This is a genomic window from Pseudoalteromonas sp. BSi20311 (assembly GCF_000239875.1).
Taxonomy (GTDB): Bacteria; Pseudomonadota; Gammaproteobacteria; order Enterobacterales; family Alteromonadaceae; genus Pseudoalteromonas.
This window is the reverse complement of the sequence record NZ_BADU01000088.1, coordinates 49,618-73,419: the sequence shown is the minus strand read 5'-3', so window position 1 is coordinate 73,419 and position 23,802 is coordinate 49,618. Positions and strand designations below refer to the sequence as shown.

Sequence of the window (23,802 nt, the reverse complement as noted above, 5' to 3'; positions counted from 1 at the left end):
AGCCATGCTTCGTTGGAATGAGGAATCATCACAAGTTCAAGCAGCGGCGCTTATGCGCCCTGCTGTATCAGCAAGTCAAAAAGTAGAAAGCATTTGCCAGACTATTTTGGCAAAAGTTAATGCGCAAGGCGATGCCGCTTTACTTGCATTAGCACAAGAGTTCGATAATAGAGCCGAGCCGCGTTTACGTGTACCACTTGATGAAATTAATGCCGCTGAGAAAATGCTAAGCCCAGAGCTTAAGTATGCAATTGATACCGCTTATGCCAATGTGAAATGTTTTCACCAAGCGCAACTACCAAAAGATATTAAGTTATCGACTCAACCCGGCGTTGACTGTGAACTGAAATATCAAGCCATCGAAGCAGTCGGTATTTATGTACCTGGCGGAAGTGCCCCTCTTCCGTCATCGGTTATTATGCAAGGTGTATTGGCGCAGTTAAGCGGTGCAAAAACCGTAGTACTAACCACACCAGTACAAGGTGATAAAGCAATTAACCCGGCTATTTTATATGCCGCTAAATTATGTGGTATCACTACAATTATTGAAAGCGGCGGTGCAGGCGCGATAGCTGCTATGGCCTATGGCACAGAGTCTGTTCCTAAAGTAAATAAAATTTTTGGCCCAGGTAACAGCTTTGTCACTATGGCAAAACAGTTAGTCGCACAAACGATTCCAGGTATGGCGATTGATATGCCAGCAGGGCCATCAGAAGTGTTAGTGATTGCAGATGAACGTGCAAACCCAGAGTTTATTGCTGCCGACTTACTGTCTCAAGCAGAACACGGGGCTGACTCACAAGTTATTTTATTATGTAACAGTGAAACGATTATTGAACAAACGCAAGACGCACTTACTCGTCAATTAGCTAACTTAAGTCGAAAAGACACCGCCGAACAGGCATTGGCAAATTCGTCTCTTATTCTAGTTGATTCAGTAGCCCAAGCGTTTGACGTATCAGCGCAATATGGGCCAGAGCACTTAATATTACAACTTGCAGATGCAACTCCTTACTTAGATCAAGTAAAGAATGCAGGCTCTGTATTTGTTGGCGATTACACTCCAGAGTCAGCGGGCGATTATGCCTCAGGCACTAATCACGTGTTACCCACTTATGGTTACAGTGCAACTTACTCTAGCTTAAATTTACTCGATTTTTTCCGTACTTACACAGTACAAACTATCAGTAAACAAGGCTTAACTGAGCTTTCAAAAGCTATTTTACCCTTAGCAGATGCAGAAGGCCTAGATGCCCACGCTAATGCGGTTTCAATTCGTTTAGAGGCAATAAAAAATGAGCAATGAGAGCGGCTTATTACCTGATAATATTGCAGCACTTGCTGCGTATAGCTCGGCTAAAAGTGAAAAGTTAACCGGTACAACCTGGCTCAATGCCAACGAAAGCCCGTATACTAAAAACCTTGAAATAACAATTGAAGACTTGAATCGTTACCCCGATCCTCAGCCTCAATTGGTTATTGACCGCTACGCAGCCTATGCTGAGCTTGAAAGCGAAAATGTATTAATGACCCGTGGCGCAGATGAAGGCATTGAATTGTTAGTGCGTACCTATTGTGAGCCAGGTAAAGACAGTATTGCACTATTTTTACCTACTTACGGTATGTACAAAGTAACGGCCGATACACACAACGTCGCAATCAATGGCCTAACACAAACGCTTTTATTAAATGCCAGCGTGGATGAAATAGTTGCCGCTGTGGGTAGCTCAAAACTGGTATTTATTTGTAATCCAAATAACCCAACAGGTAGTTTAACCCCGCTAGATAAAGTAAAAGCCATTGCCACTGCACTTGCAGGTAAAGCATTGGTGATTGTTGATGAAGCCTATATTGAGTTTTGTCCTGAGCAAAGTGCAGCACAACTTATAAACGAGTTTAGTAACATTGTTGTGCTTCGTACACTCTCAAAAGCATTCGCACTTGCGGGCTTAAGAACAGGGTTTACTCTCGCTCAGGCCAGTGTATTAGCGCCTATTCGTAAGGTCATTGCACCGTATCCGGTATCGGGTGTGGTGGCCAGCATTGCAGCACAAGCCATTGCCCCTGATGCGATAACCTCAATGCGTCGCCAAGTGACCATTTTAAATAGCTTAAAGTTAAAGCTTATTGACTGGTTAAACGCCTCCCCTGCAGTATTAAAAATACTCACTGGTGAAGGCAACTTTGTTACTTTAAAATTAGCGAATAAAGATTACTTTAAACAAGCACTTAAACAAGGCTTAGTAATGCGCGCCTTTACCTTATTTAATGAAGACGACTGGCTACGTATTTCAATTGGTAATGAACAAGAATTAGAACAAGTAAAAATTTGGTTAGATGGCCTGCAATTGCCTCAAGCCACAGCACAACAGGAAGTATCATGAGTAACCCCTATTTATTTATAGACCGCGATGGCACTATTATTGAAGAGCCAATCACCGACAAACAAGTCGACAGCCTTGAAAAACTAGCGTTTTTACCAGGTGTCATTCCTGCCTTATTGCAACTGCAAGCCGCAGGCTATCGCTTAGTAATGGTATCAAATCAAGATGGCTTGGGCACAGACAGCTTCCCAACTGCCGATTTTGACATTGCACAAGACAAAATGATGGACATACTGCAAAGCCAAGGCATTAGCTTTGAGTCAGTATTAATTTGCCCACATTTTGATGAACAAAACTGTGATTGCCGTAAACCAAAAACAGGCTTAATCACTGAACTAATGCGCTCAGGCAAAGTTGATTTAGCACGTTCTTTTGTGATTGGCGATCGCCAAACCGATATTGGCCTTGCACAAAACTTATGTTGTGAAGGTATTTTATACGATGGCAGCTGGCCTGCCATTGTCACTAAGCTGACCACGGCAAACCGTGAAGGCCGTGTGACACGCAACACCAAAGAAACGCAAATAGACGTAGCGGTTAACCTTGATCAAACAAAAAATGGCAACATTGAAACTGGCCTTGGTTTTTTTGACCACATGCTGGATCAAATTCGCACTCATGCCAATATTGGCTTAAATATTAAAGCCAAAGGCGATTTACACATAGACGAGCATCACCTTGTTGAAGACATTGGTATTGCTTTAGGTGTTGCCCTTAAACAGGCGCTTGGCACCAAATCGCAAATTGCGCGTTATGGTTTTGCCTTGCCTATGGATGAATGTAAAGCTGAGGCACAAATTGATTTGTCGGGTCGTGCTTCATTTGTATTAAACGCCAACTTTAGCCGTGAAAAAGCCGGTGATTTAGACGTGCAAATGGTTGAGCACTTTTTCAAAAGCTTAAGCGATAATGCAGCAATTAGCCTTATTTTATCGGTAAGTGATGGCAACTGCCACCACCAAGTGGAAGGCTTATTCAAAGCGTTTTCTCGTGCTTTGCGTATGGCTATTGCACAAGATACCAGCCAACAAACAGCCAGCTCTAAGGGATGTTTATGATTGCGATAATTAATACCGGTTGCGCCAACATTAACTCAGTGCGGTTTGCATTTGAGCGTTTAGGGCAAAGCCCTACGGTGATTACTTCGCCAGAACAACTAGCAGGCTATGAACGTGCTATTTTACCCGGTGTTGGTCATGCATCTGTTGCTATGAAGCGTTTGGTTGATAATGGTTGGCAGCAAGCAATTAACGAATATCAGCGCCCGCTAATGGGAATTTGCTTAGGCATGCAACTGCTGTGTGAAAGCACTGAAGAAGGTAACGTGCAATGCTTAGGTAAAATACCAGGCGAAGTGAAAGCACTCGATGTAGGTAGCTTAACGTCACCACATATGGGCTGGAATAACCTATCTGTTCAACAAGCGCACCCGTTGACTCAAGGTTTGCATGCGGACGACCAGGTTTATTATGTGCACAGTTTCGCCCATACAGTTAATAACGCCACGCTAGTCAGCAGCGAATACGGGCAAACATTTTCTGCAATTGTAGCTAAAGACAATTATGCAGGCATGCAATTTCATCCTGAACGCAGCGCTAAAGTAGGTACGCGTTTATTACAAAATTTTGTTGATTGGCAACTTTAGGTTGCTCTTCATGCTTTTAAAAGAGAAATACAGTGATTATTCCAGCATTAGATGTATTACAAAATCAAATTGTCCGCTTGTATCAAGGTAAATACGATACTGCACAGTTTTATCCCTTTGAGCTTGGTGCTCGCTTAAAAGAGTATGCCGACAGTGGTGCCACTAAATTACATTTAGTTGATTTAGAAGGTGCACGGGATCCAAGTAAAAAACAGTGGCAACATATTCAAGCAGCAACAAAAGCTCTCAATGTACCTTACCAGGTAGGTGGCGGTATTCGTTCAGAGCAGGACGTGAGCGATTGGCTAAAAGCAGGTGCAAACCAAGTGGTTATTGGCTCAATGGCGGTTGAAAAGCGTGAGCAAGTAAAAGCCTGGATTGAACAATTTGGTCCTGAGCACTTTGTAATTGCCCTTGATGTTAATAAAACTGCGAACGGATGGGCACCTGCTACTCACGGTTGGCTAAGTGAATCTGAGTTTGGTTTACTTGAGCTTGTTGATTTTTACGTTGCTCTGGGTGTTATTGACTTTTTATGCACGGACATCAGTAAGGATGGCACCATGACGGGCCCTTCTTTTGCGCTTTATGAAGATTTAATTAATCATAATGCAGATATTAAAGTGCAAGCCTCAGGTGGCGTAAGCTCGTTAGATGATATTAAAAAGCTCAATGAACTTGGTGTTGGCGGCGTAATTTTAGGTAAGTCTTTATTAGATGGTGCTTTTAGCGTAGAAGACGCGCTTAAATTAGGCTAAATACTAAAATTTAAAAAGGCACAGATGCGAGCGCGTCTGTGCCTTTTTTGTATAAAACAATCAGTTTATTTATGCTTACCCGGCAACATAGAGCCCAATACGCCATCTTGCTTTATTAAACCATGATAAAGTGCAGCGCTAACATGCATAAAAATAAACAGTAAAAATGCATAAGCAATTAGGCCATGTGCTTCACGAAAAAACGCATAGGCCTCAATATTTTTACTGACTAAATTAGGCAAAGTAAATAAACCAAAAAAGCTCACTGTACGCTCATCAGCACTTTGCATTAACCAGCCTGAAATTGGCATTAAAATCATAGACGCATATAAACCCACTTGGGTTAAATGTGCGGCTAAAGCTTGCGGTTTAGGCACACTCGGTGGTAATGCGGGGCTTTTACACAGTACTTTATTAATTAATCTTATTGCAACTAATATCAGTGCTAACACACCAAACGATTTATGCAGTTGTATAGCCTCTACCTGCCATACGGCTAAGCTTTGTACCATCGACAAACCAAGAAATAACATAGAAAGTATAATTAATGCCATTGCCCAGTGAATAAGCATACTCGACGCTGAGTATTTAGTAATTGTTTTCATTGACTCGTTCCTGTTATTAATTATTTAAAAGTACTTCTTTAGCACGACGACGAAATGACTCTGCATACGCAGCGCCACGGGCACGTAAAATAGGATCAGCACTTGGCTGAATACCTGTTGGTAATACCAGCGGATCAAAGTTCATGTTTTCACATACCCCACCCTCTTGTGCTTGCAAGCGTGATATTACTAACGTACCGGCGTTAATGGTTTTGCGCGATTGTGGCCATAAAACAGTTGGGTTGTTTTCATCATCTTCTTCGGTTGCAAAACTAAACAGCATATCAAACTTAATCGGTGCTTGAGCTACTTGGTCTTTAAGTTGTAGCTGCAATGCATCTGGTGAATCATTATTAAGTGGTTGAGTGTTTTCATCACTTAATTGCGGTTTAGCAATCCAGCGTACGGCATGCTTTTCATCATTCTCATCCACCAAATAAAACGCATTAATACTGTGGTATTGCTCAGTGGCAAAACTACTGGTTGGCGTGTAGCTTGCTTTCCAGTTATTAAAAGCGGCACTTTCAGGATGTGCTGCAAAAAATGCTTTAATTTTTTCTGGGCTGCGCTTTTTAGTCACCGGATCGGGTGAAAGTGCTTGTAGTTGTTTAAAAAACGCTTCTGGCGTAGCTACCGCCATAACCGGAGGCGTATTCATTGCAACACGCCACTCTTGGTTATCATCAGTGGTTATAGAAAACGCTAAACTACGCACCGGTGCTTTTAAATCAGGTGCAGTTGGATTATTACCCGCAATAGAAAAGCGACCTACAAAAGGGGTTGCCCCTAAATCAAATACCTTTGCTTGCGAATACTTAGCAAGCTCACCCGTTGACTCAAAAGAGCCAGCTAAACAAATACCTTTTGCGTGTGCTCGGCGAAATCCCTCATGGGTTTTATCACCTTGCTGTAAATTAACAAAACGCTGTGCAGTCACTGCGTCACGATTAAATGCGCCGGAAAAATACAAAATAGTCAGGGCAAATAAGCTAATAATTGCTATTAAGATGATTTTTTTACTCATGGTAGGATTAGACCTCGTATGATTATTTTCTTGATGATTATGTTTGGAATTTTTCATAGTTTATAAATTACGTCTTTAAATTAATGGCTAACCATTACTGAGTGATGCTTTACGTTGCAGCGCTTTTATTAAGCGATACCAACATGACTCTTACAAGACCGCTGCTAAGCAATTAATATTTCAATTTAATTAATAAAAAGTATTCATTATGGTTTTAAAACTGCAAACAGCTAATGTTTATGAGCTTGCGCTTTTAAAAAGCTGATTGTTAATTATACTTAGGTTTATATAAAGCCAGTATTAAGTTGCATTTTGGTAACTTTCTACAAAATCATACAAATTAAAACAAAACCGTACAGCAATAATAAACAGTTGAAATTAAAATGTTATTTATTAATCACTTGGTAAGCACTGCTTACTCTCAACTATTAAGTAGTTATAGCTTAATAAATTGCATTTCAGATAAATTCGAAAATAAACTCAATGGGCTATTTTATAATTTTTTACAGATTAAAAATGCCAACAATTAACAACGCACTTTTTATTTAAGGTAAGCCAGATGATCAAAACACGTTGTTTTACTAAATTTAATTTAATTAGTATTACGTTTTTGCTTTTATTAGCCGGTTGCTCAGAAAGCGAAGTCACCACACAAAAACAAAATAAACCGCGTCCAGTGAAACTTATAACCCTAGGTGATGAGTCGCAATCAAAAACGCTCACCTACCCCGCCACTATCGACACTATAAATAGCTCAAAGCTGGCTTTTCAGGTTAGCGGAAAGTTAGAAGAGCTCAACGTTATTGCCGCACAAAACGTAAAAAAAGGCGATGTAATAGCCGCATTAGAGCAACGTAATTTTGTTAATGAGGTTAAGTCGAGCAAAGTACAGTTTGAAACCGCCAACAATGATTACCAACGTGGTTTAAAGCTCGCTAAAGATGGGGTTATTTCACAACGAGATATAGAGCAACTAAAATCTAAAAAAGAAGTAGCAGAATCACAATATGACTCAGCGCAAAAAGCACTATCTGACAGTAAAATTATAGCCCCTTACGATGCCATTGTTGCTGAGGTGCCAGTAAAGCAGCTTGAAAACATAAGCGCGGGTCAACATGTTGTTACTTTATTTGGTAAAGGCGAAATGGAAGCGGTAGTAAATATTCCCGCTTCAATTGTGGCCACGGTTGACTCTAAGCAAAACAATGTAGCGACGGTAATTTTACAAGATGTATCGACTGCCCCTATTCCTGCAACATTTAGACGTGCCAATTTAGAAGCTGATTCAGCGAGCCAAACCTATGAAGTGCGATTTGCCTTTGCTGTACCTAATAACCTTAATATATTGCCTGGTATGAATGCCAGTTTAAAAATAACCCGTGAAAACAGCTCAAATGGCACTCGTTTATTAGTGCCAACCTTTGCTATTTTTGAACAAAACGGTGAACACTTTGTTTGGACGGTTGACGCTAAAACCATGCAAGTTTCTAAAGCTCTCGTTAAAATTGAAAATGGCATTGGCGAGCAACTCATTGTCACTGACGGTTTAAAAGCCGGTGATGTAATTGTTGGTGCAGGTGCAAACTATGTAACTGAGGGTATGAAAGTACGTCCTTGGACTAAAGCATAGGAGCGCGGTAATGGATTTAGCAAAATGGACAATCAATAATAAATTAATTAGCACCATACTCATTATTTTAACTCTAGGATTTGGTTTTTCATCCTATAAAAATATGGCACGCTTTGAAGACCCCGAGTTTATAATTCGTACCGCACAAGTGTTTGTTTCGTACTCAGGCGCAAGTCCGCTAGAAGTAGCAAAAGAAGTCACAGAGCCGCTAGAGCGTGCTATTCAAGAGCTGCAAGAGGTTGATACTATATCGTCTACCTCATCTACGGGTTTATCTGAAATTAAAGTAGAGATTAAATCAGAATTCTCTCCAACTAAATCTGAGCTGCAAGTTATTTGGACTAAACTCAGAAACAAAATTAATGATACACGTCCAACATTACCTCCAGGTACTGGCACACCACAAGTTTATGACGATTTTGGTGATGTGTATGGCTTAAGTTATTTAATTACCGCCGAAGGTTACTCTCCTGACGAGCTACATGCCTACGCTAAAAATTTACAAAGCGATATTCTACAAGTAGAAGGCGTGGCAAAAGTTGCTATGACGGGCGTTCAGCAAGAAGGCATATTTGTAGAAATTGCCCGTGAAGAGTTAGCCTCTTTAGGTGTATCTATTAATAATATTTACGGTATTTTAGATGAACAAAACGCTGTATTAAGCGCCGGTAATACCAAAATTGGCGATCAACGTATTTTTATCGACCCGACCGGAGAAATAAACTCCGTTGATACCATTAAAAATCTATTGGTTAGTGCTAGCGGTGAAGGCAAAACAATTTATCTTAAAGACATTGCCAATGTGTACCGTGGCTTTCAAAGTCCGGCAACAAAATTGGTACGTTATAACTCTAAACCTGCTATATCACTTGGGGTCGCCAGTGTATTAGGCGCTAATGTGGTTAAAGTATTTGACCGCGTTGATGACAAAGTAAAACAAACTGAAAACCTCAGACCGCTTGGCATCACAGTGCATGAGTTTTACCACCAAGGTAAAGTAGTACAAGATTCAGTCGACAACTTTGTGGTCAATGTTTTAGTCGCGCTGGTGATTGTAATGGTTACCCTGCTGCTATTTATGGGGTTACGCTCAGGAATTATTATTGGCGCTGTGTTACTGCTAACCATTTTTGCCACCCTTGCTACCATGGATTTAAGCGGCATACCCATGCATCGTATTTCGCTTGGTGCGCTTATTATCGCGTTAGGCATGATGGTTGATAACGCCATTGTAGTGACCGAAGGGATTTTAGTTGGTACACAAAAAGGCCGTAAAAAGTTAGACATTGCCAGCGAAGTCGTCAAGCAAACTAAATGGCCACTACTGGGTGGTACCTTAGTAGGGATTGTTGCCTTTGCGCCTATTGGACTTGCCCCAGGTGATACCGCCGAATTTACCGGTCATTTATTCTGGGTTATTTTAATCTCTTTATTATACAGCTGGTTATTTGCTATTACCCTAACCCCCTTATTTTGTTATTGCTTGTTTAAAGAACAAGATACCGATACTTCTGGCTCAGCAAAACCAAATAAACTCATGGCACTTTATCAATCGATAGTGGTGTCAGCACTGCATCATCGCTGGCTCAGTATTGCCGTTGTAGTTGCCACCTTTAGTGTGTCTATGTGGGGATTTCAATTTGTAAAATCAGGTTTTTTTCCAGCCTCTACCACACCACAAATGGTGGTTGATTTTTGGCTACCGCAAGGTACCGATATTGAAAAAACCAAAAAAGACATGCTCAAGTTAGAGGAATTTGTAAAGCAACAAAATGGCGTTGAAGGTATCCAAACCCTTATTGGCGGTGGCGGGCTTCGCTACATGCTTATTTATGGTAGCGAATCTCCAAACAGTTCTTATGGGCAAATTTTAGCTAAAGTCGATGACTATAAAAAGCTCGATAAACTTTTACCTACGGTGCAAAATTACATTGACGACAACTTTGTTGATGCTCAGGGCAAAGTATGGCGCTTTGTAATGGGCCCAGGTGGTGGCTCTAAAATAGAAGCCACATTTAAAGGCCCCGACCCAGAAGTATTAAGAGAGCTAGCTGCACAAGCAAAAGGAATATTAATTGATGATGGCGGCGCCTTGTCTATTAAAGATACATGGCGACAACGCATCAGTGTTATTGAACCGCAGTATTCAGCCATTAACGCACAACGCGCTGGTGTAACGCGTAAAGCAGTTGCTGAAGCTTTACAGCAAAATTTTTCGGGGCAAGTTGTTGGACAGTATCGTGAAGGTGAAGAGCTCATTCCTATTATTGTTAGAGCACCACAATCGGAACGTGTCGACATAAACGATATTGGCAACATTCAAGTGCAAAGCAATATCACTGGTGAAACATTGCCATTAGCGCAAGTAACCAATGGGTTTAAAACCGTCTGGCGCGATGGTATTTTGAAACGCGAAAACCGCGAATGGACCATAAAAGCTCAAGCCGATCCACTGCCGGGTGAACTAGCCTCAGAGTTATTTAATCGCGTTAAACCTAAAATAGAGGCCATTGACCTTCCTCAAGGGTATCGACTTGAATGGGATGGCGAATACGGACAATCGAAAGAGTCTAATGAAATGCTGGCCTCAACTATTCCACTGGGCTTTTTAGCCATGGTACTGATTGTTATTGTGTTATTTAATGCTTTAAAACAACCAATTATTATTTGGCTTGTTGTGCCATTAGCCTTAATTGGTGTTGTGTTTGGGCTGGTAACCACACAAATACCACTAGAGTTTATGGGTATATTAGGGTTACTTTCGCTCTCTGGTTTGTTGATTAAAAATGCCATTGTATTAGTAGATCAAATGGACATGGAAATTCGACAAGGAAAGCCCGCTTATAATGCCATTATAGACTCGGCAAATAGTCGGGTAAGACCTGTAATGATGGGCACACTTACCACGGTATTAGGGGTTATCCCTCTGTATTTTGATGCATTTTTCCAATCAATGTCTGTGGTTTTAGTATTTGGATTACTGTTTGCTACCCTGCTGACTTTAATCGTGATACCCGTGCTATATGCTATTTTTATGAATGTAAAACAAGATGAACAGGCAACTTATTAAACGCCAACAAAAAATATGGCCATGCTTAATAGGTAAGTCATGGCCACTTTATAAGCTTTGAACAGAATAGTTCATATAATTAACCACTATTCAAATTTTAAAAAAACTGCATATACTACACGCCTTTTCAAACCTTTTATGATGCTAAAAACTCGCTCAAAAACGGTTGTTATTTTTCCAAAAAAACATCTTAACTTTAGTATTTTATAAATTTAAATTAGATTTGCAGTGGATACTTTGTTAAGGCATTAATTATCACTTTAAGTTCTAGCTTTAGCGATTAACATAGCCGGAGTTTTATTATATAGTGGGGCTAAGAATTCATTGCATAGTAATGCTTTAAGATTCATTCATTAAATTAACTATTCAAATTTATCAAATAAATAACATATCAAGTGCAGTCTATGTGTCTTCTATTTAGTCATACAAATAATAAATGTAAAAACAGCTTTTTTTCAAATCAGAATTTTAAAAACGAGGCATTCTCATGTTATCAAAACGTATAATTCCTTGTTTAGACGTAAAAGACGGCCAAGTCGTTAAAGGCGTTAAATTTAAGGGCCACGAAGTGGTTGGCGATGTACTTACCCTTGCAAAAGCTTACAGTGAAGCGGGCGCCGATGAGCTGGTATTTTACGAGATCAGTGCAAGTGTTGAAAAACGCTTACTCGATGTAAATTGGGTTGAGAACATTGCCCGCCATATCGATATTCCATTTTGTGTAGCTGGTGGTATTAAGTCGGTAGCTGATGCAGCCCGCGTACTTGAACGTGGCGCAGATAAAATCAGTATTAATAGTCCAGCAATTGCGCGTCCAGAGCTAATTAAAGAGCTACATGATGAGTTTGGCAAGCAGTGTGTGGTTGTTGGCATTGACAGCTTTTTTGATGAAACAACCGGTGAATATCTAGTTTATCAGCTTACTGGCGATCCTAATGCGTCAAGCCGCACCCGTTATAAAACCGAAGAATGGGTTAAACGCGTACAAGACTTAGGTGCGGGCGAAATCGTTTTAAATTGTATGAACCAAGATGGTGTTCGCAACGGTTACGACAACGAGCAACTAAGCAAAATACGCCAGCTGTGTGATATTCCTTTAATCGCCTCTGGTGGTGCAGGCAGCATGCAAGATTTTGTTGATGTATTTCAACAAAGCCAAGTAGATGGTGCACTCGCAGCCAGTGTTTTTCACAAAAACGTGATCAACATCGGCGAACTAAAACAATTTTTAATCGATAACCAAGTGACAGCAAGACTATGCAAGTAACCTTAGAAAACCAAACTCAAGTTGATTTCGCTAAAAGCGAGATGATCCCTGCCATTGTTCAAGATGCCCGCTCTGGCGTAATTTTAATGCAAGGCTTTATGAACAGCGAAGCGCTTAAAGTAACACTTGAAAGTAATAAAGTGACTTTTTATTCGCGCTCTAAATCGCGTTTATGGACCAAAGGCGAGTCATCAGAAAACTTTTTAAACGTGGTATCGGTGCATACCGATTGCGATTACGACTCTATACTTGTACTTGCAAACCCAGAAGGCCCAACCTGTCATTTAGGCACACAAAGCTGTTTTGGTGATGCTGCAAAACCAAGCTTAAGCTTTTTAGCGCAACTTGAAGATGTCATTGTTGCTCGTAAAAATGATGATCCAGCTAAAAGCTACACCGCGTCACTGTTTGCAGAAGACTTAAGCCGTAGCTGTCAAAAAGTAGGTGAAGAAGGTGTGGAAGTGGCGCTTGCGGCAATGAAACACGACAACAATGAGCTTACTAACGAGTCAGCTGATTTGTTATATCACCTTGTTGTACTATTACAGCGCCAAGGGTTAGAACTGACTGATGTTGTTGCTTGCCTTCAAGGTCGTCATAAGTAAACACAACGATTACTGTGTGCGCCATTATTTGGCGCACATCGTTATAAAAAGCCATAATTTTTCTTTTTAATTCAGCCTCTCAATAGCATTTATTCTCTCCCTTAGGTATCCTTGATAGCAATTACAAAAGGATAGCGCACTATGAAAACTTATCTAACGCTTATACTCACGGGTCTTGTTTTATCTGGCTGTAGCAGTTTAACCAGCGAACAAAAAGCCAAATTAGACAGCTTAACGCCCTGTGAAAAAATGGATGGCTTAATAACCGAATTCGATAATCGCTTTGAAGCGTTAAAAGATACTAAAGTAAAAACACCTTATTTAGATGTGTGGAGTGCAAAGTACAACGTGTTTGGCGATAACTGCCAAGTGACTAGCTTTAACAAGCAAACTGTGACCTACCGTTGCCAAGAAAGCTACACAGATCAGCAGCAGGCGGTAGCTATGCATCAACAAGCGGTTGAACTCACTCGCCAGTGTTTAACTAAAACAAATAACTGGTTAGAAACGCAAAAGGAGTCAGAAACGTCGCTGCGAACTACCTTTGTACTTGATGACAAGTCACCGGTTATTTCTGTTTATACCAGCAAAACGTTATCAAAAATTAAAACTTGGTCGACCTCTTTAGAAGTAGGAAAGCCCGTCGCCACTAAATAATTACGAGAGAATTTATGCGCCAAACACCCAGTAAACAATCCACTCATTTAAAAACAGACTGTATTGGTGAATGTTATAGAATGAATGGCTACTGCACCGGGTGCGGGCGCACTAGCGACGAAATATTCGACTGGATTATTTTAACCGACGAACAAAAGCAAGCAATATTGGCCTCCCCTCGCGAAGACACCAAAAAAGACTAGCTTAAATTTATCAACCGTTAAGGCGCATTACGTTGTGATGGGTCACGCTTAAAATCTTTGCTTAATTGCTTAGGATCTAACGCTTCACGTTGTTTGCTTGCGCCTTCTGCCCACCACATTAATTGATTAAAGCTGCGCGAAAAATAGCTATCCCACGCTGTTTGCTCTGCACTATTGTTTACTTCACCACTTTCAATAAATACGTCTTGCGCTTTTGGTACATGGATCATTGCTGATACGGGTAAACAACCTAGTTCGCTTAAAAAGCTGCGCATGCCAACAGCAGCACGTACGCCGCCCCACTGCCCTGCAGAATAGGTAACAATCGCGCTGGGTTTATAGCCAAATAGAGAACTTCCAAAATGGTTTAGCAAATTAGCGAGTGCTGGACTCATAGAATGATTATATTCAGGGCTCACCATAACAAAGCCATCGCTGGCTTTAATTTTTGCCGCTAAATCATCAAGCTGTTTAGGTACCTCAGCCTGCGAATAGGCAAAGTGCGGTTTAAACACTGAGTCTAAATCGTAATCGAGCGGATCAATAAGCTCTATTTCATGCTCAGAATAGTGCTCAAGCAAACAACGCTCACATGCTTTTGCTACCCTTTCCCCTAAACGCGCAGGCTTAGGTGGGGTACTTTTTCTAACCGAACCGAGAAAAATTAATAACTTCATATAACGGCACTCCTTTTTGATTACAAAAATAAATACCTCAAATAGTTTGAGGTATTTACCGTACGGTTTAAGCTTTATCGAGTGCTTGGCTTACATCGGCAATAATATCGTCAATGTTTTCAATACCCACCGATAAACGAATTAAATCGCGGCTAACACCAGCATTAGCCAGTTCTTCATCATTTAGTTGGCGGTGCGTAGTAGATGCTGGATGACACGCCAGCGATTTAGCATCACCAATATTAACCAAACGTAAAATCATGTTCAGGGCATCAATAAAGCGCGTACCAGCTTCTAGGCCACCGGCAATACCAAAACTTAAAATACCTGACGCCTTACCATTGGTAATTTTTTGGCTCATTTCGTTATACGGGCTTGATTTTAATCCCGCGTAATTAACCCAAAGCACCTTAGGGTGGCTCTCTAAATATTCAGCAATTTTTTGCGCGTTTTCGCAGTGACGATCCATTCTTAGCCCTAACGTTTCAAGGCCAATTAAAATATCTGATGCGTTTTTAGGCGCAAGCGCCGCACCGGTATTTCTAAGAGGGACAACGCGGCAACGCCCAATAAATGCCGCCTCAGCAAACGCATCGGTATACACTACATTATGGTACGACGGATCAGGCTCATTCATCATCGCAAAACGAGTCGCATTGGCTTTCCAATCAAACTTGCCCGAATCAACAATCATACCGCCAATCGCGGTTCCATGGCCGTTAATGTATTTAGTGAGCGAGTGCACCACAATATCGGCACCTAACTCAAATGGACGACACAGATACGGCGTAGCCACGGTGTTATCTACAATTAAAGGCACCCCTTTGCTGTGGGCAATTTTCGCAAGGCGAGCAATATCAACTATATTTCCTGCAGGGTTACCAATTGACTCACAAAATACCGCACGGGTGTTTTCATCAATGGCGTTTTCAAAACCATCAAAATCATCGGCTTTAATCATTCGCGCTTCTATACCTTGGCGCGGCAAGCTGTGGGCAAATAAGTTATAAGTACCACCATACACTTGACTGGTGCTTACAATATTAGTGCCCACCTCACATAAACATTGAATCGCATAGGTAATGGCCGCCATACCCGAGGCCACCGCCAGTGCACCAATGCCGCCTTCCATCGCGGCAATACGCTGCTCAAGCACCGCATTGGTCGGGTTCATAATGCGGGTATAAATATTACCCGGGACTTTTAAATCAAATAAATCAGCACCGTGCTGGGTATTATCAAAGGTGTACGAAGAAGTGTTATAAATCGGCACCGCCGCCGACTTAGTGGTGGCTTCAGATTCATAACCATGGTGCAACGCTAAAGACTCAAGTTTCATAATTTATTCCTTCAATATAGTTACATCTAACGTAGCATTTAATGGTTACAAAATGCACATGAAATATACTAAAGAATATTGAAGTAATTTGATTGAATGCTGTATTTAACTAAGTGTTCAAACTATCGTTTGCTCATATATTCAATAGAATGAGCCAAGCGCGCATATTACTCCTCTAAGTATTTATTAAAGACAATAAAAAACTTATTGATAGTAATATGTTAGCTAATTTGTTAAAACTATGTATAAAAGAAAAATGAGCGCAGCGCTGGTATAAATATGCGAGATGAGCGCACTATTAAAGTATTAAGTGCTAAAGGAGTATGCGTGAGCCCCTTGAGTTATTTATTTAAGAAAAAACAGCCATCTTTAAAGAAAAAAGATGGCTCTACAAAAACCAGTGGCGAGCTAATCTCTGAAGTAACAGAAGGGGCTAACTTGGTCGACGGTAAGCAAACATGGGAGTTGGTTGAAGAAAATAAAGATGATCTCGATACCATGAAACGTTGCTGTGATGCCGAGCTTAAAACAATGAATAAAGCAGGATTGGTTCCTGCGCCTTATTATTTTGAACGAGTTGCTATTCTTTCTAGAAAAAGCAAAGACTACGCTCAAGAAATATTTTACTGCGAACAGTATATTGAGAAGATCGAATCCTTTTATTCTAAAAACGGCACTAAAGGTATTGCTGATGTAAGAAAAGGCCCAAGATTTAAAGCCATTGTAAAGCGGCTACCAAAAGCAAAAGAACTCTACGCCAAGCAAAGCACTTAACAAGTGCCTATAAACCAAAGGACGCAAAACAGCTGGCTTGCGCTCCTTCGTCGCTAATTTTAGCCTGCTATTTCACGACGGTTAGGCAAGCGTTAAAAGTACAAGGAAATTTATGAGCCTATGCCCTCGCTGTGAACATAAATTAGATGTTTTCAGCTTTTCTTTATCTGCATTCCCGTTTTATTTTAAATGTGCCAATTGTCAGACAAGATTGAAACTTATCAGCTCAAAATTATTTTGGGCTATATTTTTATTCTATTTGGCAGTCGTGTTTACATTGATAATGTATATTCCGATTCTTAACGAATACGGTTTAGGCGTAACATTAGCCGTATCAGGCTGGCTCTTTGTTTACTATAAATCGTCACCTTACATACTCAGCAAAGATAACGTTGCACTATATGGTAGTGACTAGCTAAAAACAGCTTTTTTTTATCTCTTCCTCTAAAAGCGCAGCGTCTCTTCCCCCTCTTTGTGCATAAATCACTTAAGGACTTAATTTAAAAAAGAAAAATGATTGGTAGGCTTCGGGCTACGAGGCGCGAGTAAAATGCACATGCCTATAAATACGCGATATAAAATCGCTGCTACCAAAGACGTTTACTACTGAAAAACAATTTTTGCACCACAGAGAACCCCGAGGCGCTTTGCGCTGGATTTATATCTTTTAAGCATTTCTCTGTGAACTCTGTGTCCTCGGTGGTAAATACTTATTTAGGCTTAACTCTTACGGAATATGAAATTGCTGCTACGAAAGACGTTTACTGCTACAAACAATTTTTGCACCACAGAGGATCCCGAGGCGCTTTGCGCTACACCGAGGTGGATTCATATCATTTAAGCATTTCTCTGTGAACTCTGTGAACTCTGTGAACTCTGTGAACTCTGTGTTCTCGGTGGTAAATACTTATTTAGGCTTAACTCTGACGCGATTTAAAATCGCTGCTACTAAAGACATTTACTGCTAAAAACAATTTTTACACCACAGAGAACCCCGAGGCGCTTTGCGCTACACAGAGGTGGATTTATATCTTTTAAGCATTTCTCTGTGGCCTCGGTGGTCAATACTTATTTAGGCTTAACTCTGACGCGATATAAAACCGCTGCTACGAAAGACATTTACTGCTAAAAACAAATTAGCTCCCCCCGCAACCCGAACCTCGTAGCTCTTAGCCCGAAGCCCCTACCCCTTAGCCCGCATCCCGCAGCCCGCAGCCCGTACCTAAGTTAAATTAATCCAAAAATGTTTAAACCAAAAAAAAGGCGCTTCCGGTTAAGGTGAGCGCCATTTTATTAGTTTAACTGCTACTTATTTTACGATTTTCATTTCGTCTAATAAGTTTTGGGCGTTATCTACTTTATCCATTACCCATAACATGTAGCGTGAATCTACATGAATTGAGCGATTTAGTTCTGGGTTGTAATCCCAATCACCAATAATGCTTTCGTACACACCGTCAAACAGTAAACCCACCAGCTCGGCATTGCCGTTAAGCGTTGGCGAACCTGAGTTACCGCCTGTTGTATCTACATTTGATAAAAAGTTAACCGGAACAGTATTCATGCCACCAGTGTAATCACCATAAAGCTTCGCTTTAATTTGCTCTTGCAGCTTTTTAGGCGCATTAAATGGGTCAACATCGGTGTTTTTAGCCAGTAACCCTTCAAGTGAGGTAAACGGCGTAGCCACTAATCCATCTTGCGGAGAATACCCGCCTACCTTGCCGTAAGTTACACGTAATGTGCTGTTTGCATCGGCGTAAACCGGTTTGTTTTGCGCTTTGTTAAAGGCAATAATTGCACTCATTAACTCTGGGCGAGCAGCTTGTAACTTACCTGCCAAGGCTTTTGACTTATCTTCCTCAGCTTTCATTACTGTGAATATGGCTTTTGCATATTGCATGAACGGGTCTTGGCTTTGGTTAAGCTGGCTAAGTGTTTGTTCAAATAATGAATTACGTACAATTTCGTTATCAAGCGTTGATTTGGCATACATTTCATCTAGCAATGCACTTTGTTTTGCTTTATCAAAACCGTTTTCTAAAGCAAAAGCTTTATCAATTTCACTAAATCGCTCTGCTTTAGGTAATGCTGCATATTGCTCTAAAAAGTGCAGTAATATAGCTTTATCTACATTGGCATCAAAGCGACGTGACATACGCTCAAGAGAAGATTTTATACGCGGTAAATCGCGTTCTTGATAACCTGATTCGCGCTCACTATTTGGCTTTTGTTTTTCAACCGCTAAGCGGTATAAACGACGTGCCGTGCTGATCATTTGTGAACGATGAACATAGCCTACCATACGGTCGCGCTCACTGTGCTCTTGCGATTGAGCTACTAATGCCGATAACTCATTAAGCACATTCCCGTAGCGCTGTTTACGCTCGCTATCGCTGTTTATCCAGCTTGTAAGCTCTTGTTCAAACTGTTTTTTACGCTCAAACATGGTGCCTTTTTTGAAGCTTTCAATCATCGAACCATAGTTTTTAATGTAGTTGTTGTAACCTGCTATGGTGCTTTCGTAAGCAATACGGGCTTTGCTGCCATCTTCTGAGTTTTCTTCAATCAGTGACACGTATTTAGTATTGTGCATGCGCGCTTTAGGGTAACTGTCGTTAAATACGTAATCAACCTCTGCGGCAATACGGTAACGATTAGTACGCCCTGGATAGCCAGTTACCATCACAAAGTCGCCCTCTTGCACGCCTTTAGCACTTACACTTAAGTAAGACTCTGGCACGTAAGGTACGTTATCTTCGCTGTACTCTGCTGGCTTGCCGTCTTTACCTACATAGGCGCGGTAAAAACCAAAATCGCCTGTATGGCGCGGCCACATCCAGTTATCGATATCGCCACCGTATTTACCTACGCCCATGGCAGGTGCATACGCTAAACGTACATCTTTAATTTCCAGTGATTTAATGAGGTAAAACTCTAAACCACCATGAAACGAATACACATTACAACGGTAACTAGCATCAGCTTCACACTGTGCAACGAGTGCTTTTTGATTTTTTTCTAACGCATCATAGCGTGCTTTTGCGCTTAGCTCGTTAGTGCCGCTAATCACTTTATCGGTCACGTTGGTCACTGTTTCGGTTACGTACACACGTGAACCTGGCGCAGCTGGTAAGTCTTCAGCCGGTGTTTTTGCTAAAAAGCCATTTTCTAAAATGTTATTTTCAGGCGTTGAATTATATTGCACCGAACCATAAATACAGTGATGGTTAGTTACAACTAAGCCTTTTGGCGAAACAAACGAGGCTGTACAACCGCCTAAGCTGATAACCGCATTCATTGGAAATTCGGTTAATTTTGAAATTGAATCAACGCTAATTTCAAGCCCTTTGGCTTTTAAAATTGACTCGAGCTCTGGTAGTTGATGAGGTTGCCACATGCCTTCATCGGCATGAGCCGCAAAAGAAAGTGCCAGTGAACAGGTTGCTACCAACGTGGCAACAAGAGGTTTTAAACGCATTATAGAATCCCTTTTATTATTGAACCAGCAGATTACTCATTAAGTATGAGTCAGGTCAACTGCGCTGAGATAAATTGTTACAATATAGCGCCCAATAAACAAAAAAGGAGCCTAAGCTCCTTTTTAAACAATATGATATACGATGTTAGTCGTCTTTTTTCACATCATTTGGATGCGCTACACCCATCCATGCTTTAAACAGCGCTTTTTGCTCAGCAGTAGCATTTTTATTAGCGACTACTTTTTTAGGTTTGTCAAAATCTTCAGACAACACAAGCTCAGTCGACATTAATGCATCACGGCGAATAAAATCAACAGTTACCTTGTCTCCTATTTTAAAGGTTTCTAGGCTCGCGGTTAAGTCTTTCCCTACATGCTTTTTGTTAATAGCGACTAGCTTATCGTCGGTGGTTAAGCCGCCCTGCCATGCAGCACCATCGCGGCGAACATGGGTAAGCGTAAGTAACTCGCCAGTATTTTTAGTAAATGCATCTAAGCTTGGTGTGGCTTTGGCTTTTTCAGGTAGCTCAAAGCTCAAACCTACTTTTGCTAGCAGTGCATCAAAATCTAGGCTAGCTGGTGAGCTAACATTTGTTTGCCACCAATTGCTGTAATCACGCCCTGTTAACTGCTTTAAAATAGCTAATACGTCTTGCTCAGTAAAACCCGCTGGTAGCTTATGCTGCTTATAAAGTTCGTTATGTACATTTTTATAGCTTATTTTACCTTGGCTTTTTTCTAGTAGGTCGATATCTAACGCCATCGACAATAACGAGCCTTCAAGGTAGATATTAGTGCCATAGTTACGAGCATGATCACCACCTTGATTTATCCATTTATCAAAGCTGGTTTCGCTAGCACTTTGCACTTCACGCCCAGGGGTTGTGAGGTGGCGATTAATGGTTTTACTAAAGTTCTTAAAAAACTCATCGGTGGTTTGAATACCTGAGCGCACTAATAAATGGTCTTCAAAATAGCTGGTAGACCCTTCAGCAATCCACAGCAGTTTTGAATAATTTATATTGGTGTAGTCGTATGGCGCAAGCCCTTTAGGACGGTACGCTTTTACATTCCAAGTATGAATAAATTCATGTGCCGCTGTGCTTATAAAAGCTAAGTAATCTTCACGTTTAGCAAAGCGATCGCGTGGGCGTTGAATAATAGTTGAGTTTAAGTGTTCGGTTGCGCCGCCCGCGCCCGATGTAGCATGTACCATAAATACATAACGCTCATACGGGTAGCTGTCCCAAATTACATTGCCCGTTGCTACTAGCTTTTTTAAATCGGATAGCATCAGTTCTATGTCGTAATTACCTTCGCCCCACACCACTAGTTCGTACTCTCGGCCATCAACTTCAAAAGTACGTAGCTCGTTAATACCGGTTTCTATTGGTGAGTCTACCAACACGTCGTAGTCGCTGGCTTTAAAGCTGTGTTTGTTTTTATAGTTTTCCATACCCGACACCGAGCGCCATGCTTTAGGTACGTTTAATTCAACCGTAACTGGCTCTTGGCGAAATGATTCGCTAAACATAAAAAAGCCTGAAGCATCAACAAAGGCATGGCTGTCATCAATATGACGAGCGCGCTTACCTAGCTCATTAGCATACACTTGGTAATCAACATTAACTTGAGTTGGCTCGTTTAAATGAACACGCCATGTGCTGTGATCTATTTTTTCCCACTTTAGTGCATTACCTTCATCATCGCTGGCTTTAAAATAACGTACACCATTAGCAAGATTTAAAATTTCATAGCGGCCAGTGCGCCATGCTGGCAGTTTTACATCTAAATAAGATTGCGCCGTTTTAGGGAATTCTACATTTACATCACCTAGGTGATGTTCTGGCTGGGAGATGTTTAAAGCGTAATTAACGTCGGCAAATGCTGGTGCTGAACAGGCTGCTAAAATTGATAAGGCAAGTAGCTTTTTCATGAGGCTCTTTTTTATATAAGGTATTATTGTACCAAGATTAACAAGACCCTTTTTAAAAGTGAATTAAAAGCGATAAATGCACTTATATTCAAGATCGTTCGTATTTTGTTATTAAAAACATTAAGTTTTTGATCTCATCCCTACTATTAATATGTTTTTGTTGTAAACTAAAACAATAACGGTACTAAAATGATGGTGTGTAGGTGTCTAGGAGCTCCAATACGGTGGAACAAAAATTAAAACAAGCAATCGACAGTAGAAAAGTAATAGAAAGTGCGCGTCAACATCAAGTGAGTACGCTTTCTAACTTTGCAGCTAAGTTATCTTTAAGCTGTAAGGGACTTGATACTGAGCTTGATAACCGTCTGGCCAAGTTCCGCAGTGCACTCAACAAAGGCATGAGTTTTGAGGACTTTTCGCCTTTGGTAGATGATATTTTAGCCTTGCTAAAAAACCAAGAAGCCATTCAACTCGCACATCAACGTGACCTTTTTACCAGCGTTCAAAATGCAGGCAAACAATTACAACAAACTAAAGGTTTGCCTGACGATACGCGCAGAACGCTTCGCCATTTGCTCGATAACGAGCTAGACGATATTCAATCGGTACATGGTTTTATACCCGTATTAAACCAGCTAATTACTTTTTATCATCAAGCCTTAATTGCTAAAAGTAATACCACCTTTGAGCCGCCTAATTTAACCATTCTTACTGACAAACTGTTTAAGTTAGTCAGCGAGTTAGTGCTTGAAGAAAAAGCAAACGAAGCGCTGTATTTAATTAAAAAACGTATTGCTAAAAATAGAGCGGTTGATCAGCTACTTGATGCAGCAATTGATGTAATTGTACTTATTGTACAAAGCATCCAAGTTGAACGTGAATCAGCGCAAAGCTTTTTAACCTCTTTAAACCAAACGCTTGAAGAGCTACATCGCTCATTGGTATCGACCAGTGAACATTCTGAATCGATGACTGTTGAGTTTGACTCAATTAATCAACGAATTGGTGAAAAGCTAAGAAATTTAAATACACAAACAAATAAAGCAACATCAATTACAGAGTTAAAGCAATTGGTTGAAAATGAGTTACGCTCATTAAGTGCTGATATTTTAGAAAAAGAGCAGCTAGAACAAAAAGATCGCCAAATTTTAATTTCTAGCTTTGCACAAATAAACGATAGAATTGGCAGTTTAGAAAACAAAGTTAGTAATTATAAGAAACGTTTAAATGAACAACGTTTTAAAAGTTTACTCGACAGTCTTACCAAATTACCTAATCGCGCAGCTTTTGATGAACGTTATAATCACGAAATCAATGTATTTAACGAACGCCCGTCAGACATAACCTTAGTGGTTATTGATGTTGACCATTTTAAATCAATTAACGATCGTTTTGGCCACACAGCGGGCGACATTACCTTGCAAGTGATTGCCAAAGCGCTGCAAAAATCGATTAGACAAACTGATTTTATTGCCCGTTATGGCGGCGAAGAGTTTGTGTTATTAATGCCGCGAACTTCACTTGATAGTGCAACTGAACACCTTAATAAATTGAGGCAGTCGATTAAAAAGATCCCGTTTAAATTTAAAGACCAGCAAATTCAAATTACCGTTTCATTGGGTGCAACCCAATTTAAAGTGGGTGACACCCCTCTAAAAGCGTTTGATAGAGCCGATGAAGCTCTATACGATGCTAAAAACTCAGGCCGGGATCGTCTGTGTATTAGTAAATAGTGTTATGCACTTTT

19 protein-coding genes are annotated in these 23,802 nt (G+C 40.7%); 13 read left to right on the top strand and 6 right to left on the bottom strand.

Annotated elements, in window-relative coordinates:
• Window positions 1-4 precede the first annotated feature (4 nt).
• Genes hisD through P20311_RS10685 form a run of 5 tightly spaced genes read left to right on the top strand, consistent with a single transcriptional unit; the run spans window position 5 to window position 4,787 of the window.
• On the top strand, window positions 5-1,306 hold the full coding sequence (gene hisD, locus P20311_RS10705; RefSeq protein ID WP_008112619.1) for a histidinol dehydrogenase: 1,302 nt from the start codon (window positions 5-7) through the stop codon (window positions 1,304-1,306).
• On the top strand, window positions 1,296-2,384 hold the full coding sequence (gene hisC / locus P20311_RS10700) for a histidinol-phosphate transaminase (protein WP_008112616.1): 1,089 nt from the start codon (window positions 1,296-1,298) through the stop codon (window positions 2,382-2,384). Before hisD ends, hisC begins: the two co-directional genes overlap by 11 nt.
• Window positions 2,381-3,442, top strand: a complete 1,062-nt coding sequence (hisB, locus tag P20311_RS10695; protein WP_008112614.1) for a bifunctional histidinol-phosphatase/imidazoleglycerol-phosphate dehydratase HisB — start codon at window positions 2,381-2,383, stop codon at window positions 3,440-3,442. Before hisC ends, hisB begins: the two co-directional genes overlap by 4 nt.
• The gene (gene hisH / locus P20311_RS10690; protein ID WP_008112612.1) at window positions 3,439-4,029 is read left to right on the top strand and encodes an imidazole glycerol phosphate synthase subunit HisH; all 591 of its coding nucleotides are present in this window, start codon (window positions 3,439-3,441) and stop codon (window positions 4,027-4,029) included. The genes hisB and hisH overlap by 4 nt, the downstream gene beginning before the upstream one ends.
• 32 nt (window positions 4,030-4,061) lie before the next feature.
• Window positions 4,062-4,787 carry a 1-(5-phosphoribosyl)-5-[(5-phosphoribosylamino)methylideneamino] imidazole-4-carboxamide isomerase gene (locus tag P20311_RS10685; protein ID WP_008112610.1) on the top strand — a complete coding sequence of 242 codons (726 nt, stop codon included), beginning with the start codon at window positions 4,062-4,064 and terminating at the stop codon, window positions 4,785-4,787.
• A 65-nt stretch (window positions 4,788-4,852) separates the two neighbouring features.
• Here the strand turns inward: P20311_RS10685 and P20311_RS10680 are convergent, their stop codons facing one another.
• Window positions 4,853-5,392, bottom strand: coding sequence for a cytochrome b (locus tag P20311_RS10680; RefSeq protein ID WP_008112608.1), 540 nt, complete (start codon window positions 5,390-5,392; stop codon window positions 4,853-4,855).
• A 16-nt stretch (window positions 5,393-5,408) separates the two neighbouring features.
• Window positions 5,409-6,416, bottom strand: coding sequence for a catalase family peroxidase (locus P20311_RS10675; RefSeq protein WP_008112606.1), 1,008 nt, complete (start codon window positions 6,414-6,416; stop codon window positions 5,409-5,411).
• A gap of 559 nt (window positions 6,417-6,975) precedes the next feature.
• Here P20311_RS10675 and P20311_RS10670 point away from each other — a divergent pair.
• From P20311_RS10670 to P20311_RS10645, 6 genes are all read left to right on the top strand, one after another.
• Window positions 6,976-8,046 carry an efflux RND transporter periplasmic adaptor subunit gene (locus P20311_RS10670; protein WP_008112601.1) on the top strand — a complete coding sequence of 357 codons (1,071 nt, stop codon included), beginning with the start codon at window positions 6,976-6,978 and terminating at the stop codon, window positions 8,044-8,046.
• A gap of 10 nt (window positions 8,047-8,056) precedes the next feature.
• Window positions 8,057-11,116, top strand: a complete 3,060-nt coding sequence (locus P20311_RS10665; RefSeq protein ID WP_008112598.1) for an efflux RND transporter permease subunit — start codon at window positions 8,057-8,059, stop codon at window positions 11,114-11,116.
• Between the two features lie 487 nt (window positions 11,117-11,603).
• Window positions 11,604-12,383, top strand: coding sequence for an imidazole glycerol phosphate synthase subunit HisF (gene hisF / locus P20311_RS10660; RefSeq protein WP_008112596.1), 780 nt, complete (start codon window positions 11,604-11,606; stop codon window positions 12,381-12,383).
• Complete coding sequence (hisIE, locus tag P20311_RS10655) at window positions 12,374-12,988, top strand: bifunctional phosphoribosyl-AMP cyclohydrolase/phosphoribosyl-ATP diphosphatase HisIE (RefSeq protein WP_008112594.1); 615 nt, start codon at window positions 12,374-12,376, stop codon at window positions 12,986-12,988. The genes hisF and hisIE overlap by 10 nt, the downstream gene beginning before the upstream one ends.
• Window positions 12,989-13,129: 141 nt before the next feature.
• Window positions 13,130-13,645 (top strand): hypothetical protein, encoded by a 516-nt coding sequence (locus P20311_RS10650; RefSeq protein ID WP_008112592.1) that lies wholly within the window; start codon window positions 13,130-13,132, stop codon window positions 13,643-13,645.
• Window positions 13,646-13,659: 14 nt separating this feature from the next.
• A complete protein-coding gene (locus tag P20311_RS10645; protein ID WP_036932555.1) occupies window positions 13,660-13,848 on the top strand; it encodes a DUF1289 domain-containing protein in 189 nt (62 codons plus the stop codon).
• 17 nt (window positions 13,849-13,865) lie between these two features.
• Here P20311_RS10645 and P20311_RS10640 read toward each other — a convergent pair whose 3' ends face one another.
• Window positions 13,866-14,525, bottom strand: coding sequence for an NADPH-dependent FMN reductase (locus tag P20311_RS10640; RefSeq protein WP_008112588.1), 660 nt, complete (start codon window positions 14,523-14,525; stop codon window positions 13,866-13,868).
• Window positions 14,526-14,592: 67 nt separating this feature from the next.
• Entirely contained in the window at window positions 14,593-15,864 is a 1,272-nt protein-coding gene (locus P20311_RS10635; RefSeq protein WP_008112587.1) for an O-acetylhomoserine aminocarboxypropyltransferase/cysteine synthase family protein, read from the bottom strand.
• A 327-nt stretch (window positions 15,865-16,191) separates the two neighbouring features.
• Between P20311_RS10635 and P20311_RS10630 the strand changes: the two genes are divergently transcribed.
• Window positions 16,192-16,638, top strand: a complete 447-nt coding sequence (locus tag P20311_RS10630) for a hypothetical protein (RefSeq protein ID WP_238529444.1) — start codon at window positions 16,192-16,194, stop codon at window positions 16,636-16,638.
• Window positions 16,639-17,947: 1,309 nt separating this feature from the next.
• Here P20311_RS10630 and P20311_RS10620 read toward each other — a convergent pair.
• Both P20311_RS10620 and P20311_RS10615 read right to left on the bottom strand, forming a co-directional pair.
• On the bottom strand, window positions 17,948-20,119 hold the full coding sequence (locus P20311_RS10620; RefSeq protein WP_008112581.1) for a S46 family peptidase: 2,172 nt from the start codon (window positions 20,117-20,119) through the stop codon (window positions 17,948-17,950).
• 145 nt (window positions 20,120-20,264) lie between these two features.
• A complete protein-coding gene (locus tag P20311_RS10615) occupies window positions 20,265-22,055 on the bottom strand; it encodes a M61 family metallopeptidase (protein WP_008112579.1) in 1,791 nt (596 codons plus the stop codon).
• Between the two features lie 224 nt (window positions 22,056-22,279).
• Here P20311_RS10615 and P20311_RS10610 point away from each other — a divergent pair, with 224 nt between their 5' ends.
• A complete protein-coding gene (locus P20311_RS10610; RefSeq protein ID WP_008112577.1) occupies window positions 22,280-23,788 on the top strand; it encodes a GGDEF domain-containing protein in 1,509 nt (502 codons plus the stop codon).
• Window positions 23,789-23,802 lie beyond the last annotated feature (14 nt).

Bases quoted from the DNA above. Each gene is read 5' to 3' on its own strand.
- P20311_RS10620 (WP_008112581.1), bottom strand. From the start codon at position 20,119: ATGCGTTTAAAACCTCTTGTTGCCACGTTGGTAGCAACCTGTTCACTG.
- hisB (WP_008112614.1), top strand. From the start codon at position 2,381: ATGAGTAACCCCTATTTATTTATAGACCGCGATGGCACTATTATTGAA.
- hisF (WP_008112596.1), top strand. From the start codon at position 11,604: ATGTTATCAAAACGTATAATTCCTTGTTTAGACGTAAAAGACGGCCAA.
- P20311_RS10680 (WP_008112608.1), bottom strand. From the start codon at position 5,392: ATGAAAACAATTACTAAATACTCAGCGTCGAGTATGCTTATTCACTGG.
- P20311_RS10645 (WP_036932555.1), top strand. From the start codon at position 13,660: ATGCGCCAAACACCCAGTAAACAATCCACTCATTTAAAAACAGACTGT.
- P20311_RS10670 (WP_008112601.1), top strand. From the start codon at position 6,976: ATGATCAAAACACGTTGTTTTACTAAATTTAATTTAATTAGTATTACG.
- P20311_RS10650 (WP_008112592.1), top strand. From the start codon at position 13,130: ATGAAAACTTATCTAACGCTTATACTCACGGGTCTTGTTTTATCTGGC.
- hisD (WP_008112619.1), top strand. From the start codon at position 5: ATGCTTCGTTGGAATGAGGAATCATCACAAGTTCAAGCAGCGGCGCTT.
- P20311_RS10615 (WP_008112579.1), bottom strand. From the start codon at position 22,055: ATGAAAAAGCTACTTGCCTTATCAATTTTAGCAGCCTGTTCAGCACCA.
- P20311_RS10640 (WP_008112588.1), bottom strand. From the start codon at position 14,525: ATGAAGTTATTAATTTTTCTCGGTTCGGTTAGAAAAAGTACCCCACCT.
- hisH (WP_008112612.1), top strand. From the start codon at position 3,439: ATGATTGCGATAATTAATACCGGTTGCGCCAACATTAACTCAGTGCGG.
- P20311_RS10635 (WP_008112587.1), bottom strand. From the start codon at position 15,864: ATGAAACTTGAGTCTTTAGCGTTGCACCATGGTTATGAATCTGAAGCC.
- P20311_RS10665 (WP_008112598.1), top strand. From the start codon at position 8,057: ATGGATTTAGCAAAATGGACAATCAATAATAAATTAATTAGCACCATA.
- hisC (WP_008112616.1), top strand. From the start codon at position 1,296: ATGAGCAATGAGAGCGGCTTATTACCTGATAATATTGCAGCACTTGCT.
- hisIE (WP_008112594.1), top strand. From the start codon at position 12,374: ATGCAAGTAACCTTAGAAAACCAAACTCAAGTTGATTTCGCTAAAAGC.
- P20311_RS10675 (WP_008112606.1), bottom strand. From the start codon at position 6,416: ATGAGTAAAAAAATCATCTTAATAGCAATTATTAGCTTATTTGCCCTG.